The 17,767-nt window shown below is 36.2% G+C and carries 15 protein-coding genes; 2 read left to right on the forward strand and 13 right to left on the reverse strand.

All coding sequences use genetic code 11. From position 1 onward, the window contains the following. Positions 1-1,662: an alpha,alpha-phosphotrehalase gene (gene treC / locus MRZ08_RS03325; RefSeq protein WP_297379212.1), complete on the reverse strand. Its 1,662-nt coding sequence runs from the start codon at positions 1,660-1,662 to the stop codon at positions 1-3. Between the two features lie 8 nt (positions 1,663-1,670). Continuing rightward, positions 1,671-3,116 carry a PTS system trehalose-specific EIIBC component gene (gene treP / locus MRZ08_RS03330; RefSeq protein ID WP_297379214.1) on the reverse strand — a complete coding sequence of 482 codons (1,446 nt, stop codon included), beginning with the start codon at positions 3,114-3,116 and terminating at the stop codon, positions 1,671-1,673. A 135-nt stretch (positions 3,117-3,251) separates the two neighbouring features. Between treP and MRZ08_RS03335 the strand changes: the two genes are divergently transcribed. Beyond that, entirely contained in the window at positions 3,252-3,638 is a 387-nt protein-coding gene (locus MRZ08_RS03335; protein WP_297379217.1) for a hypothetical protein, read from the forward strand. A 54-nt stretch (positions 3,639-3,692) separates the two neighbouring features. On the opposite strand, the gene MRZ08_RS03340 is transcribed toward MRZ08_RS03335, so the two are convergent. Continuing rightward, positions 3,693-4,937, reverse strand: a complete 1,245-nt coding sequence (locus MRZ08_RS03340) for a hypothetical protein (RefSeq protein ID WP_297379220.1) — start codon at positions 4,935-4,937, stop codon at positions 3,693-3,695. A 220-nt stretch (positions 4,938-5,157) separates the two neighbouring features. On the opposite strand from MRZ08_RS03340, the gene MRZ08_RS03345 reads away from it, so the two are divergent. Then, positions 5,158-6,108, forward strand: a complete 951-nt coding sequence (locus MRZ08_RS03345) for a DMT family transporter (RefSeq protein ID WP_297379222.1) — start codon at positions 5,158-5,160, stop codon at positions 6,106-6,108. 72 nt (positions 6,109-6,180) lie between these two features. Here the strand turns inward: MRZ08_RS03345 and MRZ08_RS03350 are convergent, their stop codons facing one another. From MRZ08_RS03350 to MRZ08_RS03395, 10 genes are all read right to left on the reverse strand, one after another. Then, the gene (locus tag MRZ08_RS03350) at positions 6,181-7,842 is read right to left on the reverse strand and encodes a peptide ABC transporter substrate-binding protein (protein ID WP_297379224.1); all 1,662 of its coding nucleotides are present in this window, start codon (positions 7,840-7,842) and stop codon (positions 6,181-6,183) included. A 1-nt stretch (position 7,843) separates the two neighbouring features. After that, on the reverse strand, positions 7,844-8,827 hold the full coding sequence (locus MRZ08_RS03355; RefSeq protein WP_297379226.1) for an ABC transporter ATP-binding protein: 984 nt from the start codon (positions 8,825-8,827) through the stop codon (positions 7,844-7,846). Further along, positions 8,817-9,815: an ABC transporter ATP-binding protein gene (locus tag MRZ08_RS03360; RefSeq protein WP_297379228.1), complete on the reverse strand. Its 999-nt coding sequence runs from the start codon at positions 9,813-9,815 to the stop codon at positions 8,817-8,819. The genes MRZ08_RS03355 and MRZ08_RS03360 overlap by 11 nt, the downstream gene beginning before the upstream one ends. A 6-nt stretch (positions 9,816-9,821) precedes the next feature. Further along, the gene (locus MRZ08_RS03365; protein WP_297379230.1) at positions 9,822-10,847 is read right to left on the reverse strand and encodes an ABC transporter permease; all 1,026 of its coding nucleotides are present in this window, start codon (positions 10,845-10,847) and stop codon (positions 9,822-9,824) included. Position 10,848: 1 nt separating this feature from the next. Beyond that, complete coding sequence (locus tag MRZ08_RS03370) at positions 10,849-11,778, reverse strand: ABC transporter permease (RefSeq protein WP_297379232.1); 930 nt, start codon at positions 11,776-11,778, stop codon at positions 10,849-10,851. Positions 11,779-12,160: 382 nt separating this feature from the next. After that, positions 12,161-12,751 carry a DUF5633 domain-containing protein gene (locus MRZ08_RS03375; RefSeq protein ID WP_297379234.1) on the reverse strand — a complete coding sequence of 197 codons (591 nt, stop codon included), beginning with the start codon at positions 12,749-12,751 and terminating at the stop codon, positions 12,161-12,163. 1 nt (position 12,752) lies between these two features. Further along, a complete protein-coding gene (locus tag MRZ08_RS03380) occupies positions 12,753-14,453 on the reverse strand; it encodes a hypothetical protein (RefSeq protein WP_297379236.1) in 1,701 nt (566 codons plus the stop codon). Between the two features lie 10 nt (positions 14,454-14,463). Continuing rightward, positions 14,464-15,258: a metal ABC transporter permease gene (locus MRZ08_RS03385; RefSeq protein WP_297379238.1), complete on the reverse strand. Its 795-nt coding sequence runs from the start codon at positions 15,256-15,258 to the stop codon at positions 14,464-14,466. Positions 15,259-15,264: 6 nt separating this feature from the next. Continuing rightward, positions 15,265-15,828, reverse strand: a complete 564-nt coding sequence (locus tag MRZ08_RS03390) for an ATP-binding cassette domain-containing protein (protein ID WP_297379240.1) — start codon at positions 15,826-15,828, stop codon at positions 15,265-15,267. A gap of 92 nt (positions 15,829-15,920) precedes the next feature. Next, the gene (locus MRZ08_RS03395; protein ID WP_297379242.1) at positions 15,921-16,862 is read right to left on the reverse strand and encodes a metal ABC transporter substrate-binding protein; all 942 of its coding nucleotides are present in this window, start codon (positions 16,860-16,862) and stop codon (positions 15,921-15,923) included. Positions 16,863-17,767: the final 905 nt, after the last annotated feature.

Genomic DNA, 17,767 nt, shown 5'->3' on the forward strand with positions numbered 1-17,767 from the left:
TTATATTCTCTTTATAAGAGCAAGGCTCTCGTAAGGAGCAAATTCTATTTCTTTTTCTACTTTTCTTTCTCCATAGTTTCCTAAGAGATATTCGAACTTATCGTAATATTCTAAGATTTCTTCTAAATTAACCTTAACATTTTCACCAGAGAAGTTATTCATATTGATTAGCACTTCTCCCTCATGTTCTCTGATATAAGCGAAGATATGAGGATCATCTTCTAGGATTGGGAAGTAGAGACCATCGGATATTATTGGCTCTTCCTTTCTTAATTCTATTAGCTTCTTGTAATAATAGAAAACTGAGTCCTTATCCTCTAGGGCCTTTGCCGTGTTTATTTCCTTATAATTATCATTTACCCCTATCCAAGGAGTTCCTGTCGTAAAGCCAGCATTTTCTGATTCATCCCATTGCATAGGAGTTCTAGAATTATCTCTAGATTTTCTCTTTATGATATTTAGGGCTTCTTCAGGGCTTTTGCCTTTTTCTATTAGGTCCTTGTAGGCATTTATGCTTTCAATATCCTTGTAATCATCAATTGAAGAAAAGTCAGGATCTGTCATGCCGATTTCTTCTCCCTGGTAGATATAAGGAGTTCCTCTCATCATGTGGATGGTTTGGGCAAGCATGGTGGCAGTTTCTTTTGGATAGTTTTTAACATCTCCAAATCTGTTATTGGCCCTTGGCTGGTCATGATTGTTCCAGAAAAGAGCATTCCAACCGCCCCCATCTTGGAGACCCTTCTGCCATTTGTTTAGGATTTCCTTTAATTTCATAAAATCAAAGTCCATGTCAGTCCACTTATCCCCATCCTTGTAGTCTACCTTGAGATGGTGGAAGCTAAATATCATGGAAAGCTCGTCGCCTTCGGCTGCTGAGTACATGATAGAATTTTCTATATCAGTCGAGCTCATCTCTCCTACTGTAATTATCTCGGGATTTTTGCCGAAAGTGTGTTTGTTTAGCTCTCTGATCCACTTATGAACTATAGGAGTGTCAGTGTAGAGTTTTTTCTCCTCGCTTATGTCTCCTGAAGAGTCTTCTAAGATTTGACTTTTACCTATTACATTTAAGACGTCAAATCTAAATCCTCCGATCCCCTTATCAATCCAATAGTTTACGATCTTATAAAGCTCTTCCCTAAGATCAGGATTGTGCCAATTAAGGTCAGCTTGGGTCTTATCATAGAGACAAAGATAGTATTTTCCACTATCTCCAAACTCATTCCAGGCAGGACCACCAAATTTGGACTGCCAATTTGTAGGATATGATCCGTCTTTTCCTTCTCTTATATAATCGAAATTCTGATACTTTTCATCTCCAGCTAGGGCCTTCTTAAACCACTCATGCTCTGTCGATGTGTGGTTTAAAACCATATCAAACATGAGTTTAATATTTGCCTTGTCAAATTCTGCGATTAGATTATCTAGGTCCTCGTCAGTCCCAAAGACAGGGTCCACATGGTAATAATCTGCTATGTCGTAGCCGTTGTCATTTTGTGGAGAGATAAAGAAAGGATTGAGCCAGACCATATCTACTCCAAGCTTTCTAAGATAATCAACCTTTTGGCTAATCCCCTTAAGGTCTCCTATACCATTACCCGAACTATCCTTAAAGCTTCTAGGATAAGCCTGGTAGATTACTTGTTTTCCTAAATTCATATAAACTCCTAGCTAAAACTTGGTGTCTTAAATTCTATCTTGTTATGAAACATATTCTTCTTTTCAAATACCACAGTTAGTATTACAGGAACAACTATAGCAATTACCATGGCTATGGCGAAGTTTAACCTAGATCCTCCCATGATTGAAAGTATTCCAGGAAGTCCACCTATACCTATATTGTAGGCCATGGTTGAAGTTGATACAGAAAATACTGCTGCTAGGGCAGATCCAATCATTCCCGCTATAAATGGGAAGCCGTATTTGATATTGATACCAAATAAAGCTGGCTCTGTAACTCCAAGATAGGCAGAAATTGCTGCTGGAACTGAGATTTGTTTCTCCCTCTCGTCCTTTTTGTGTAGGTAGATTATAGCTACTACTGCTGATGCTTGGGCAATGTTTGATAGAGCAATCATTGGCCAAAGGATTGTTCCACCGAAGTCATTTGCAAGCTGTAGGTCTATTGCATTTGTCATATGGTGAAGTCCTGTAATAACAAGTGGCGCATATAAGAAGCCAAAGACTGCCGCAAAAAGCCAGTTAAAGGCTGAGGTCAAGCCACTATATACTCCAGCAGAGATTAATGAGCCTATCTTCCAACCAATAGGACCTAAGACTAGGTGAGCTAAAAGTACTGTTGGTATTAGTGAAAATAGGGGAACAAAAATCATAGATATTGCTTGAGGGATGACCTTCTTAAAGAATCTTTCAAGATAAACCAAGAGGAAGCCTGCAAGCATGGCTGGGATTACCTGGGCTTGGTAGCCTATTCTTTCTATAGTGAAAAATCCAAAGTCCCAAACCGGAATCTCTCCTCCGCCAGCTATTGAATAAGCGTTGGCAAGTAGGTTAGGTGAAATCAAACAGATACCTAGAACAATTCCAAGAATTTGGGTTGTGCCCATCTTCCTTGTGATAGACCAGGTGATTCCTACTGGCAAGTAATGGAAAATCGCTTCACATATAAGCCACAAGAAGTCATTTACCCCATTCCAAAAAACAGAAGTCTCTACAATGGTCTTTCCTCCAAGACTATCAAAAGGCATCTCTCCAAGAATATTTCTAAAACCTAAGAGCAAACCACCTACGATAATTGCTGGAATCAAAGGCGCAAAGATTTCTGCAAGGACTGAAGATACCCTTTGGAGGGCGTTCTGATTTTTCACAGCATCCTTCTTCACATCATCCTTACTCTTTTCTGTAGCGTTTGATATAGCCATAAAGTCATTATAAAACTCATCTACATCGTTTCCAATAATAACCTGAAATTGGCCAGCCTGGGTGAAAGATCCCTTAACTGAAGGTAAATCTTCGATTTTTTTCACATCGGCCTTCTTAGGATCATTTAGCACAAAACGCATTCTGGTAACACAATGCGTAACTGATGAGATATTACTATCTCCTCCAATATATTGATGCAAAAGCTTCGCGTCATCTGTATATTTTCCCATAAGTCCTCATTATAACATTTTATATAATACTTATACCCAATTTTGTCGAAATAATTTAGCCTTACAAGCAAATTAAACTTTTATTTTAAATCAAAAGTCTTGGGTAGATATTTAATAGAAGAAAAAGGAGGTTTTATGAGAAAAGATCTTGTTAAGGAGAGAATCTTACTAGCAATCAGCGCCGTATTTCTTTTGATAAACTTAGTTATAAATTATTTTCCAATAGCTAATTCAAAGATAATCCTACTAATAGTTCTAGCTTGGCTTCCAATAATATTTTTAAATAAAGAAATCGAACTAGATATTACGATCAAAGAAAGGTTAAAGATTAACCTAACTTCATTTCTAATAGAAGTCCTTATAATACTAGTCTCAGCCTTTATCTTTGCTAGAGGGGCTCGATGGAGCTCTTTACTAGAAGAAAACAATCTTATAAGTGTGTATATGCTAAATGGCATGTTAATAATCCAAGAATTGATCAAATATTTTTATATCTTGAGGAAGAATCCCTTTCGCAAATAAAATAGAGGAGGCTATCCTCTCTTATAGCTTCCCCTAAATTCAAATTAATTTATCTTATTCTTCATTTTCTTCGTCCAAGATTTCTTGAACGGCTTCTTCAGATTTTTCTATCATATCCTTATTTTCTATATGACTTCTTTCTATAAGTCTTTTGAGTTTTTCCTTATCTTCTTTTGTATATTCCATATCTTCATCTAGTTTCTTTCTCATATAGTGATTGATGGCAAATCTTCTGATATTTTCGTACTTGATAGAAGTTCTTTCCTTATGATAAGCGAAAAGTAAAACAACTAGCATGATGATTCCAGCATAACCTATGATTGGGTAAAATACTGAAACAAGCTTTTTAAATCCTCCAAAACTTAGGATAAATCCTGCAAGGGTTATAGTCACGAGAAGAATCTTAAACTTCCTCTCTTCTCCTCCAGAAAATCTACGAGCCAAGGCGTAGAAAAGAGAAATTCCCGTGTTAAAGATCATACCAAATATTACTACAGCCATGAGAGTTCCAAGGATTGGACTTATATCTTCTATTACATAAAGCATTGGTATATCGAGATCTTTTACTTCTTCTATTCTTATAAACAAAGTAAGAACAATAAGAATTCCCAATATTCCTACTAGGAGCCCTCCTACAAGGCCTCCTCTACCTGCTTCACCTGTATTAAGCTCATCTCCACCTAAAACTAGGGCCATAGATACAGCAGTCATTATTGACATTCCAAAATAGTTAAATAAGGAAAGAGTAACACTTGAGAAGTTGCTTGGTAGACTCCTTGCCACAAGATCTAGGCTTTTCCAGTCTGGTGTGAAGTGGATAAAGGTGTAGATTGAAGCGATTAGGGTAAAGACTAGGATTAACGGAGTAAAAGATCCTATAATCTGGCTAACTTTCTCAAAATCTAGCATGCCTACAACTATAATTAGCACCGTACAAATCACAGCTCCCAACCAATTTGGTGTGCCAAAGGCCTGGTTTAAGTTTGAACCTGCTCCTGCAATCATTACAAAACCTATTACAAAGCAAGTAAATATCAAAGATAAGTCCATAAATTTACTTATAACTTTGTTTGTAATCTCATCAAAAACTTCCGAATGGTCATTTGCCAAATAATGGCTACCGAGTTGAAGTAGGAGTCCTCCTATTAACATATGTAAAAACGCGAGTACTACTACTCCGACTATGCCAGGAATACCCATAGAAACAAAATACTGCATAAGCTCTTGGCCTGATGCAAGTCCTGCTCCTGTGATTACGCCTACATAGGCTAACATTATTCTAATAATTTTTTTATTCATAATTCCTCCACTTTACTATGATACTGTTTTTTAATTAGTATTCAAATATATATATTTTTACAAATTTAATTATTTTTTATATTTACTTCTTCGTTTTATTCAAAATTTTGGTAAGTTTTGAAGAATTTTCAATTTTTCTTAAGATTTTTTATGCAAAATTCTAATATTCGGGTATAAACATAGAGTCAACCTTATTCGAACTAAAAGACAAGGAGAAATGATGGAAAAACAAAAAAAGAGCAAGAAGACCGATCTTTTGGCCAAATTAGGTCTTTTGATTACGGCCATACTTTGGGGTTCTTCCCTAACAGTTGTTAAGCAAACATCCGATACCTTTAATCCTAACTTTATTTTGATGATTAGGTTCGGTTTGTCAGCAATAATTCTTGCTATTATATTTCACAAGAAAATTAGAGAATCTAGTAAGCACGATCTTAAGATTGGACTTATCATAGGAGTCTTCCTCTTTATGGCTTATTCATCTCAGACTTTGGGAGTAACATACGCGGATCCTGGTAGGAGCGCCTTTCTTTCAGCATCATATTGTGTAATAGTTCCTTTTCTAGCCTGGGCTGTAACTAAAGTTAGGCCAGATAAGTTTAACATAGCTGCAGCGATTATCGCAGTAATCGGTATTTATTTTATATCCAAATCTGGAGTAGAACCTGGAACATCAATATTCGATGCTGATAAGGAAATGCTTCTTGGAGACGGCCTTGCCCTACTAAGTGGTTTCCTCTTTGCAGCCCACATAGTTGCTGTAAGTGTCTTATCTGAAGGGAAAGACCCAATACTTATGACAATCTTCCAATTCACCTCTGCAGCCATTGTAGCAGCAATCGTGACCTTCACTATGGAAGATAACTCAAATATCGTAGTTAATGGCAATGGACCATACCTAGAGCTTGCTTATCTTGCGATTTTCTGTACAACAGTTGCCCTACTTCTACAAAATATAGGTCAAAAGTACACAGACGAATCGTCAGCAGCAATTATCCTAGGTTTTGAATCAGTCTTTGGTATTCTAATTCCAGTAATGCTAGGAATAGAAAAGCTAACTGTTAATTCAATTATTGGCTTTATCATGATCTTTATAGCGATTATAATTTCAGAAACTAAGCTTTCTTTCATATTCGGAAATAAGGAAGAGGAAAAAGAAAAAACTAAATAATAAAATTCGTAAAGTAAAACTGCCCTGTGGGATTAACCTGCAGGGCAGTTTTTGGAGGGAAAACTGTTTATCTTAGAATCCTTCTGCACCTTTGTAGAAGAAGTATCCTAGTGGTGTGTAGTATAGGCCTTTGATGTTTGGTTTCATCATATAAGAGTTGTTGTAGAAGTATAATGGTGCAACTACGTTATCTTCTCCTATAAGAATATCTTCAGCCTTGTGCATATTTTCCATTCTTTCGTCTGGATCTGATGTTGCTTTGGCAGCTTTTACGTAATTGTCGAACTCTGGGTTTTTGTATTGAGCGTCGTTATTTCCACCGCCTGTTAGCCACATATCTATAAAGCTCATTGGATCGTTATAATCTGCTATCCAACCGTGTCTTGCTATGTTGTAGTTTCCTTCTTTTCTTTCTTTGAGGAATACATTCCAGTCTTGGTTTTGTAGGTTAACTTGTACACCTAGATTTTCTTGCCACATATTTTGTAGGGCTTCTGCTATAGCCTTGTGGTTTTCATCAGTGTTATACAAGTAATCGATTTGTGGGAAGCCTTCGCCATCTTTGTAGCCTGCTTCTTCCATTAGCTTCTTAGCTTCTTCGATATTTTTCTCGTAATCTTCGTCATTTATAGAGTAATAATCTCCACCAACTGTTCTAAAGTCATCTCCTTCAGCTCCCTTGGCATCATATACTCCAGATGGAACGTAGGCTGTAGCTGGCTCTTGACCTTGGCCTGTAACTTGGTTTACGATGAAGTTTCTATCTATTGCTAGAGAGAAGGCCTTTCTAACTTTTGGATCGTTGAATGGTTCTTTTTCAGTATTGAAGCATACGAAGTATGTTCCAACATATGGTTTGATCTTAAGTTCTTTTGTATCTAGAAGTTTTTGAATTTCTTCTTGTGGAACTGAGTTTATGAAGTCCAAGTCTCCTGACCTATAAGAAGCATAGATTGCATTTTGGTCATCTTGAAGGTGGAAAGCTAGCTTTTCTGCCTTAACTGAGTCTTGATCGTAGTATTCTGGGTTTTTGACCATAGATAAAGTAGAGTTGTGGTCCCATTTTTCTAGCTTATAAGCTCCATTAGATACTAGGGTTTCTGGGCTATTTGTCCAAGTTTTGTTAGCTTCGATGATGTCTTTTCTCACTGGCATTACTGCAGGGAAGGCACAGATTTCTTCGAAGTATGGACATTTTACATTAAGATTAACTACAAATGTTTTTGGATCTGGTGCAGAGATATCGAGCTTTTTCTCATCATAACCCTTTACCATATCTAGCATATACTCATAGTCTGCTCCTGTAGCAGGATCTACTAGTCTGTTCCAAGAATATACGAAGTCATCTGCTGTAATATCTTTTCCGTCAGACCACTTGGCATCTCTTAGCTTGAAGGTCCAGGTCAAACCGTCATCTGATACTTCCCAGCTTTCTGCTATACCAGGTTTAAGGACTGCATTACCTTCCCCATCGTCATCCCATCTGATTAGAGATTCGAATAGGTGGGATATCATAATAGCTCCATCTACTGAAGTGTTGAGGGCTGGGTCTATTGAGTCAGGCTCGCTTGCTATGTTGATGTCTAGGACTCCGTCCTTCTTTCCTTCTTCTTCATTTACTACTGCTTGGTTGTTATCATTTCCATCACTTGCCTTATCATTATTTCCACCGCAGGCAGAAAATATCATTGACAAGCTCAGTAAGCCTATTAATAATTTACTCTTTGCTTTCATTTTAAAATTCTCCTATATTGTGGCAACTTGCAAAGTGGCCACTTTCATACTCTTTAAATTCAGGTTCTTTACTCTTACAAATATCTGTAGCATACAAGCATCTTTCGTGGAATCTACATCCTTTTGGTGGATTGATTGCTGATGGGACTTCTCCTTTTAGTTTAATCCTTTCCATAGATCTTGTCTTTTCTGGATCTGGTATTGGGATTGCTGTAAGAAGTGACTGAGTATATGGATGGAGAGGATTTTCGTATAGCCTTTCGCTATCTACTAGCTCTACCATCTTTCCCAAATACATAACGCCTATCCTATCCGAAATATGTTTGACTACCGATAGGTCATGGGCTATGAACATATATGTAAGCCCGCTGTCTTTTTGCATGTCTTGGAGCATGTTTACAATTTGTGCTTGGATCGATACGTCAAGGGCACTTATGGGCTCGTCACAGACTATAAATTCTGGCTCTACCGCAAGGGCTCTTGCTATTCCTATCCTTTGCTGTTGGCCTCCCGAAAACTCGTGAGGATACCTATTGGAATGCTCCTCGTTTAGTCCTACCTTCCTTAACAGTTCATTGATTCTGTCCCTCCTGTTTTTTTTGTAAAGTCCATGGATGTCCAAGGCCTCTCCAACAATTTCAGCTACTGTCATCCTAGGATCTAGGGAAGCTGATGGGTCTTGGAAGATTATTTGCATCTTTCTCCTCAACTTATACATATCAGCCTTAATATCTTTATCACTATCAAAAATCGTCTCACCATCATAGATGATCTGTCCACTAGTTGGTTCGTGTAGTCTAAGAATTGTCCTTCCCAGACTAGTCTTACCACAACCGGACTCTCCTACAATTCCTAGGGTCTCTCCCTTGTTTATAAAAAACGATACATCATCGACTGCGTGGACTTTCGCCGTATTGTTAAAGCTTGTAGAAACTGTAAAGTGTTTTACTAGATTATTTACTATTAATAATTTCTCATCTTGCATTTAAAAGCTCCTTTACATGAAGGAAGCACTTGGACCTGTGTCCATCTCCTAGTTCAATCATAGGAGGTTCTTTTCTTAGGCAGATATTCATACATGACTCACATCTTGTAGAAAATCCACATCCTTCTGGTGGATTTAGCATATCTACTGGCACTCCCTTGATACTTTCAAGCCTTGTCTTATCATCTACGTCAATCCTTGGCATAGATTTAAGAAGGCCCTTGGTATAAGGATGGCTTGGCCTATAGAATATATCGTCAACACTCCCCTGCTCTACAATTCTTCCTGCATACATTACACTAACCGTGTCACATATTTGAGCAACTACAGCCAGATTGTGAGTGATAAAAATTACGCTCATCCTATTTTTTTCTTGTATATCTTTGATAAGTTCAAGAATCTGAGCCTGGATTGTAACGTCTAGGGCTGTAGTTGGCTCATCTGCTATAAGGATATCGGGCTTACAAATCAGCCCCATCCCAATCATAACTCTCTGTCTCATACCTCCAGAAAGTTCGTGAGGGTATTGTTTCATTCGTCTTTCTGGATTTGAAATTCCTACAAGATCTAGCATTTCCACTGCCAAATCATAGGCTTCTTTCTTGCTTTTGTCCTTGTGAACTAGGACAGCTTCCATAAGCTGGTTACCTATAGTATAAACTGGGTTAAGGCAGGTCATCGGATTTTGGAAGATCATGGAGCACTTAGCTCCCCTAAAAGATGACATTTGTTTTTTGTCATAGTCTAGGACATTTTCTCCCTTGTATAGGATCTTCCCGTTTTTTACCTTGCCTGGACTTTGTAAAAGTCCCATAATCCCATAACTTTCTACTGATTTACCAGAACCTGATTCTCCAACAATCCCCATGATTTCATTCTCATGGAGGGTGTAGCTAATAGAATCTACCGCCTTTACCTCTCCTACCGGAGTGTAGAAGGAAATACTCAAGTCCTCAATTTTTAACATTTCTTTATCTAAATTTTCCATAATAACCTACTTTTTAAGCCTTGGATCTAGGGCATCTCTTAGTCCATCTGCGAACACGTTCAAGGATAAAAACATAAGAGATAATATCAATGAAGGAAGGATTAGCCTGTAAGCATAGGAGTAAATTCCTCCCAAGGCATCTGCTGCAAGAGCTCCAAGAGATGTCATAGGAGCTGAAACTCCTATACCTAAGAATGATAAGAAGGACTCTAGGAAAATCGCAGAAGGTATTTGCATGGCTGTCATTACTATGACTTGGCCTATACAGTTTGGGAAAAGGTGCCTTCTTATAATCCTTCTCTTTGATCCTCCCAAGGCCTCGACTGCTGTTACGAACTCTTGTTTCTTGAGCATTAGTACTTGTCCTCTTATAATCCTCGCCGTTCCTACCCAATAGAGTAGGGCGAAAGCAATAAATATCGATATAAGAGCAGGTCCCAGGACTCCGACTTTCTTGGCGAAGTCTGAAGTAGATGAGTTTACATATGATTTGAGTGGTTGAGATATTCCTATAGATAATAATATTACTACCAGGACATCTGGTATAGAATAAATCAAATCTAAGATTCTCATCATCACCGCATCTACTTTTCCTCCGAAATATCCTGAAATAGAACCGTAAATAGTCCCAATGATTAAAACTATCAGTGAAGCAAAGACTCCAACTATGAGAGAAACTCTTGTTCCATACATTGTACGAACCATAATATTTCTACCTAGCTTATCTGTTCCAAAAGGATATTTGAGACAAGGAAAAAGATTCTCATCTCCCCTAAACTGGGTCGTGTAATCTCCTTCTACAAAGAGTGGTCCTAGGAAGGCAAAGATAAAAATGATTATCAGAAATCCTAAGGATATCATGGCCACTTTGTTTGCCTTAAGTCTTCTTTTCGCATCTTGGAAGTAGGAAGTTGATGGCGCTTTACTTATAAAATTTTCCTTTTGACTTTCACTTGCAAGCTCGAAATCATCTGAGCTTAGGTCAAAGTCTTCTAATTTTAATTTTTTATTTAATGATAAAATATTATCCATATCATTCTCCCTTACTCAAGTCTATCCTTGGGTCTATGAAGGTGTAGAGTATGTCTACTACGAGATTCATAACTATAACCATAAAGGCAAAAAACAAAGTTGTCGCCATAATTATCGGATAGTCTCTATTTAGAACTGAGTTTATAAAGTATCTTCCAAGTCCTTGGACAGAAAACACTGACTCAACTACCATAGACCCTGTAATAATTCCAGCTGTGAGAGGTCCTAGATAGGTGAGAACTGGTATAAAAGCATTCTTTAAAGCATGCTTAAACAAAACCTTCCTTTCTGAAACTCCCTTAGCTCTGGCAGTCCTTATATAATCTTGTCCGATAGCATCTAGCATAGAAGATCTTGAAAGTCTTGCTATATAACACATAGGATAAAATCCTAGAGAAAAGCAAGGCATTATGTAAGATTTCCAGCTATCAAGACCCATAGTTGGTAGAACTTTTAACTTAACTCCAAATAGTAAAAGTAAAAGTGTAGCTACAACAAAACCTGGTGCAGAAATTCCTATGGTTGTTAGAACTCTTAGGAAGGAATCGAGTCCCTCATCCCTATGGTAGGCTGCAAGAGATCCTAAAGGAACTCCCACAAGAGTCGCCCATAAGAGAGCAATAAGTCCTAACTTAACACTAGTTGGAAGCATCTCTTTTATAATATCAATAACAGGTCTGTCTTTTTGCATCTTCAAAGATACTCCAAACTCTCCCTTGGCTGCATTTACAATAAATTTCTTAAGTTGAACCAAATAAGGTTCATCCAAGCCGTACTTTTTGTTCAAAGCTTCTAGTACCTCTGGTGATTGCATTTTCTCACTTGCAAATGGTGATCCTGGAACTAATTTCATCAGAAAAAAAGTTATACAGGTTACAAGAAGCAACACTGCCACAGCTTGTAAGATTCTTTTAATTATGTACTTAAACATTTCCTCCTCCTTGTTGTGAATAATTATATACTATATCGCAATAAATTGCAAGCATGATAAAGAAGTTAAGTGAAATGGTTACCAAGTGTATGCTTAGGGCATTTGGAGGACTTATCTTCCATTTTTTATTTCAAAATATATTTTCAAAAGTTTATTTTTAAATTATTTTCTTGATTTTATTTAATAATTTGAATATTTTTGCTTTTTTACTTTAGATTTTGAGGAATTTATGTAAGAAATTATCACATAATTATTGCAAAGTTTTAACTTTTTTAAATTAATTTGCCTATCTTCTTAGTTAAGTCAAGGTCAAAATCTAATGTTCTCTAAAAATTTCCAAGTTAAAAGCACTCAGACTTTTATAGCCGAGTGCTTTTTTGTTTTAGCTCACTTTCAAGTTATAGAACCACCTACCATTTGGTCCTTGGATTATGTCATAATCATTATTTGCAAAGTCGCTTTCAAGGGCTTTTTTTGCAGCTATTTCTGCTTTTTCCTTGTTTTCATAACCATCTTGAGCTTTCTCTAAATTTTCTTGTTTTTCTGCTGGATCTATTTCTTTCTTTTCTTCCTTATCCTTACTTTCTTTTTCTTCCTTATTTTCAATATTATCTTCTTTCTTATCTTCTGAAGACTCTTCTTGCTCTTTGCCATCTGACTTATCTTTTTCTTCTTTTTTCATTACTGGAAGATTTCCATTTTTGTAGACTACTTTGCCATCTACTTCTTCGAAGTCACTTATGTGGAAGACCAAATCTTCTGACCCGTATACATAGAAGTTTAGCTCGATATTGCTTACATCGGATTCTGGGTAGGCTCTTTTCAAAAATGTTATTATATTATATCTTAAAATTTCTGATTTTTCGTCGTCATAGTCTTTACCTATTTCTACTTCTGGATTTTCCATCTTGTATTTTAGGGTTGATACTATATCTTTAGATGTGAAATTGCCTAATTCTCCAGCCTTTTCCATTTTAATCAAATCTTTTATGCTTAGGTAGTGATAGTGGTCTCCGTGAAGCCAATAGAAGACATCGCCCCCCCTTATATTGACCTCCTGGACCGAAAGCTGCCTTGCCATCAGTTATTTTTCCGTAGTTTTCCATAAGTTTAAACCTATCGTCAAATACTCTTTCTATACCTGCTATTTTTTTGCCTTTGACACTTTCATAAGAAAATAGGTCGCCATCATTTACTTCTACGTGAGAATAGTCTTTTGAATCATTGATATATTCGGCATCTGGGTAATGAGACTTTGGATTTTCTGTTACAACTCCTACTTCCTTATCTCCCCTGTAGAGATGCCAATGGTCACCGTGGTCTATTATTTTTGTGATGCCTTCTGGCCAAGTGAAGTCCTTTTTGTCATCCTTATTATTTCCATGACTTCCTTCATATTGACCAAAGTTTGCTTTTGGATAAATATCTTGAGGATTTTCATAAGTTACCCCTTCTCTACCTTTGGAATCATAGATATGGTAGTGGTCGCCGTGTTTTAGGATTTTAACTATATCATAACGGTCAACTTTTTCCTTGCCTAGGATATTGGTTATTTTTAAGTTTTCTATCCTTGATTTATTATAAGCTCCCGTTTGTCCCGGCCTATATTGGTCTGGTTTTTTAGGATTTTCTTTTTTATCATCAGTTGGCTTTTTATTTTTTTCTTTATTTACATCGCCATGGCTTCCGTGATAAGTACCAATTGGGATATCTGGATAAAGGCTTGAAGGGTTAGTGTAGCTTATATATTCATCTCCATCTTTTGTATAGATATGGTAGTGGTCACCGTGTTTTAGGATTTTTACTACATTATGAGTTTTCTTCTCATCTTCTACCTTTATCAATTTCTTATCTTTTTGTAGTTTTTCTGGTTTTTTTTCTACTATTTTTCTCTTGTTTTTTACTTGCTTTTCCTTATCTTCTTTGAGTATTTTGGCTATCATCTCTTTTCTATTGCCATGGCTACCCTGATAAATTCCGTATGATGCATTTGGATATAGGCCTCTTGGGTCTTCGTAAGTTACAAATTCATTGCCCTTTGATGTATAAATATGGTAATGGTCTCCGTGTTTTAGAATTTTTATTACTCTTTCATCATCTCTTTCAAGTCTTTCTTTCACTTTTATATTTTGGGCTCTCTTTTCTGCCTTAGTCCAGTTAGAGTTTTGTGAACTGTGACTTCCTACATAGGTTCCAATTGGGATGTTTGGAAACAGAGCTGATGGGTTTTCATAGGTGAGATATTCTGTTCCATCTGCTAAATAAACATGGTAATGGTCATCGTGCTTTTTAATTGCAACTACATCTTTATTTTTTAACTGACTCTTGCCTACTACACTAACCATGTCAAAGTTGTTGATACTTTCCATCTTGCTTGGATCGGTATAGGTTATCTTTTCTCTACCATCCTTGGTAAATACATGCCAGTGATCTCCGTGTTTTACAATCTTTACTATATCTTCTTTTTTTATTTCAGCATCCACTAGGACTTCTGTAGTCTTGTCCTTTTTGATGGATGATTTTTGGGCCACATATTTTCCTATTTGACTTGTTTTTACTGGCTGATTTACAAGTGTTTTTTCTTCTTTGTTCTTAAATAGGGAGCAGGCGCTAAGGCTTGTTGCAAATAGGCAAGCAAGTAGGACTGCTCTTCCTAATTTTTTCTTATTTTTCATTATTTCTCCTTTATTTTTTCTTTATAAAAAGACTTGCTATTAACCATAATACAGATATCAATACTATGACTGAGCCTGGTTTTAGGTCTAGGTAATAAGATATTATAAGTCCTAAAAATACAAAAATTATCGAGAATCCTATCGATAATATTAACGTATTTTTGTAAGTCTTAGCATATTGCATTGCACAAATACTGGGTATAACCAAGATTGATGATACTATCAAAGACCCTATTGTCTTAGCTGAAATTGATACTGCAATGGCCGTTAAGAAAGTTATAAAAATATTTATAAGTCTTACATTAATTCCCATAATCTTAGCCGCTTGAGGATCAAAAATAGTTAGATACAGGCTTTTGTACAAAAGCATATAGGCTAAAAGTACAAATATAGCAACTCCTATTACCAAATAAAACTCCTCATCCGAGATGGTCACTATAGATCCAAATAAGTAGGATGATATTGCATTGGTGTTTTTGACCATGGATGAAAATATTCCAGCAAGACCAATTGATGCTGCAAGAATTATTACTGTCGAAATCTCCTGATAGGCCTTTAATTTATTTCTAATAAGCTCTATAGATAAGCCTGCAAGAAGACAAGCAATAATCGCCGCAAGGATTGGACTAAAACCAAAGGCAAGACCAATAGTAAGCCCTGCAAGAGATGAGTGAGATAGAGTATCTCCAATCATAGAAAGCCTCTTTAGAAGAACTAATTGGCCCATGCATGGCAAAATCAAAGCCAAGAGCCCTCCAACAATAAAAGCCCTTTGCATAAATTCATATTCTAATATATCTAGCATATTTCCTCACAAACTAAGCTCATTTTTGCTTATAATCTTTTCTTTACCCCTCTTAATTCTAATAGCATAATCCACATAGGCTCCTGCCATATCAAGCTGGTGGGTGATTATCAATATGGTCTTGCCGCTTTCTTTAAGGGCAATCAAGCTTTTAAAAAATTCATTAGCAAAATCCTCATCAATTCCAGTAGTTGGTTCATCTAAAAGAATTAAGCTTGCATCCTTTATAAGGGCCAGGCTTATGGCAAATCTTTGAATTTGTCCACCAGACAAGTCGCTTAGGGCCATATTTCTATGGCCCCAAAGTCCTAGCCTTTCCATCAAATCTTTTGGGTCTATTTTCTTTTTTTGGTAGGAAATGTGGATTTTGATTGCTTCTTCAATAGTTGTTGGGAAATTCCTGTAGGAAGTAACAGCATTTTGAGATATGTAAGCCAAATCCCTATAATGACTATCTCTTCTAATATCATCGGAAAATACTTCTATATGACCAACCTTTGCCTTTAGCTCTCCCAAAATTAACTTTAGGAGAGTAGATTTTCCGACACCATTTGCCCCAACAAGGGCCACGAAATCTCCCTCTTTTATTTCAAAAATTTATACTATCAAGAATTAGGTCTTTGTCGTAGGCAAAGCTAAGATTTTCTACCTTTAATATTGTATTATTCATTGAATGATTCTACTAAGGCCTTGAGATTGTCCTCAATTAGGCCAACATATCCCTTAGCTACCATATCATCATCTAGATTTTCCATAGTATAGAGGGTAGATGTCTTTGTGCCCGTATTTTTTGCTAGGGTTTCTGCAACCTTTGGTGTAGCCTTGCCCTCAAAAAAAATCGTCTTGATATTCTTTTCTTTCACAAAGTCTGCAATTGTCTTGAGATCCTTGGCTGATGGCTCTTCGTCTGGAGAAATCCCAGTTACAGCCACTTGCTTAAGATTATAATCATCCGCTAGGTAATTAAAGGCCGCATGAGAAACTACAAAATATTTATCTTGAGACTTAACATTAGAAAGTCCATCTTCAAATTTCTTATCAAGTTCATCGAACTTAGCAAGGGCCTTGTCCAAATTTTCCTTGTAATAGCCTTCATTTTCTGGATCCATGGCAGATAATTTCCTATAAATATTATCAACCATGACTTTGGCATTTTTGATTGAAAGCCAAGTATGAGGATTTATTGAAGTCATGTCAGATCCTTCCTTAGAAGAATCAAGTAAGTTAAGACCAGCTGAAAGGTCCAAAAACTTATCATCATCCTTGATATTCGCCTTCAAATCATCAATAAATGACTCCATGCCAGCTCCGTTATAGGCTATAAGGTCAGCTCCATGAAGTTCTTTAATAGCATCACTAGTTAGCTCAAAGGAATGTGGCTCCTCGCTCGTTTTTATGATGGTTTTAACTTCAAACTTATCGCCACCAATCATCTTTACAAATTCAGCTACTGGAAAAAAGCTTGCATAAATAGTCTTCTTACCTTCTGTGTTTTGCTCGTTAGTAGCTGTATTTTCTATATTTTTATCTTCCTTGCCACAAGAAGTCATACAAACTAGGGCAAGAAGAAATACAACAAATAAACTTTTAAAATTCTTTTTCATATATCCTCCTATATGCAAATTGTTTGCGATAGTTATTATCTATACACCTAGTGCAAATCATTTGCAATAGATTTAGGAATTTTATTAAATAAAAAACAACCATCTATTAAATATAATAGTATAGTTGAAATCATGAGAAATGGTTTATACAATTTTTTAATTATCCTCGAATTATAAATCTATATAGTAAGTCTATTCCACCTTAGTTTTTTCTTCTTCTTTTTTATCTATAAACCATGAGATTTAAGATTCATGACTTTATCTTTCCAATTAATTTGCTTGATATTATAATTTTTCCTAAGAAACTAGAAAGTTCTACATTTAAATGGTATTTTTAAAGCCGTATCATTAAATTTATAAATTAAATAATATAAAATCTTTTAACATGGTCATATCTTTTTATCTCTAGTAGATCATTTTATTATAATTAATCGATTACTACTTTGGCTTTTTGATTCTGTTCAAATCAAGATATATTTCAATATAGGATTATAGATTATTTGAATATTAGATCGCTTCAAATTATAAATGCTAGTAAATTTATATTAATACTTTGATAGTATATGAAAAATCTCCACAAAAAAAGACAAGCCCGAAAGCTTGCCTCTTAATTTATTTTTTTATTAGAGAGAGTATCCTCTCAAAGGCCACTTCGTGACCTTTTATCTTAGTTTTTCGGACTCAGCATTAGCCCGTCCGGCTTTTTGAGGACTTCGTCTCGAAAATGAAAAATGCTTTCGCATCTTTCACCCTATTAGGATATACTCTCAAAGATTCTAACGAATCTTTTCGCTTAGTTCTCTGGGTTCAGCATTAGCCCGTCCGGCTCGTTGAGGACTTCACCTCAGAGATGACGGATTAAAATCCGCCACCCAATCAGGATGGGACTACTTAATTACCTTTGT

Source organism: Anaerococcus sp. (assembly GCF_022770135.1).
GTDB lineage: Bacteria > Bacillota > Clostridia > Tissierellales > Peptoniphilaceae > Anaerococcus.

Coding starts and splice junctions, on each gene's coding strand:
- treP (WP_297379214.1), bottom strand. CDS start 3,116: ATGGGAAAATATACAGATGACGCGAAGCTTTTGCATCAATATATTGGA.
- treC (WP_297379212.1), bottom strand. CDS start 1,662: ATGAATTTAGGAAAACAAGTAATCTACCAGGCTTATCCTAGAAGCTTT.
- MRZ08_RS03355 (WP_297379226.1), bottom strand. CDS start 8,827: ATGCAAGATGAGAAATTATTAATAGTAAATAATCTAGTAAAACACTTT.
- MRZ08_RS03375 (WP_297379234.1), bottom strand. CDS start 12,751: ATGGAAAAGGCTGGAGAATTAGGCAATTTCACATCTAAAGATATAGTA.
- MRZ08_RS03345 (WP_297379222.1), top strand. CDS start 5,158: ATGGAAAAACAAAAAAAGAGCAAGAAGACCGATCTTTTGGCCAAATTA.
- MRZ08_RS03370 (WP_297379232.1), bottom strand. CDS start 11,778: ATGTTTAAGTACATAATTAAAAGAATCTTACAAGCTGTGGCAGTGTTG.
- MRZ08_RS03350 (WP_297379224.1), bottom strand. CDS start 7,842: ATGAAAGCAAAGAGTAAATTATTAATAGGCTTACTGAGCTTGTCAATG.
- MRZ08_RS03360 (WP_297379228.1), bottom strand. CDS start 9,815: ATGGAAAATTTAGATAAAGAAATGTTAAAAATTGAGGACTTGAGTATT.
- MRZ08_RS03335 (WP_297379217.1), top strand. CDS start 3,252: ATGAGAAAAGATCTTGTTAAGGAGAGAATCTTACTAGCAATCAGCGCC.
- MRZ08_RS03395 (WP_297379242.1), bottom strand. CDS start 16,862: ATGAAAAAGAATTTTAAAAGTTTATTTGTTGTATTTCTTCTTGCCCTA.
- MRZ08_RS03385 (WP_297379238.1), bottom strand. CDS start 15,258: ATGCTAGATATATTAGAATATGAATTTATGCAAAGGGCTTTTATTGTT.
- MRZ08_RS03380 (WP_297379236.1), bottom strand. CDS start 14,453: ATGAAAAATAAGAAAAAATTAGGAAGAGCAGTCCTACTTGCTTGCCTA.
- MRZ08_RS03365 (WP_297379230.1), bottom strand. CDS start 10,847: ATGGATAATATTTTATCATTAAATAAAAAATTAAAATTAGAAGACTTT.
- MRZ08_RS03340 (WP_297379220.1), bottom strand. CDS start 4,937: ATGAATAAAAAAATTATTAGAATAATGTTAGCCTATGTAGGCGTAATC.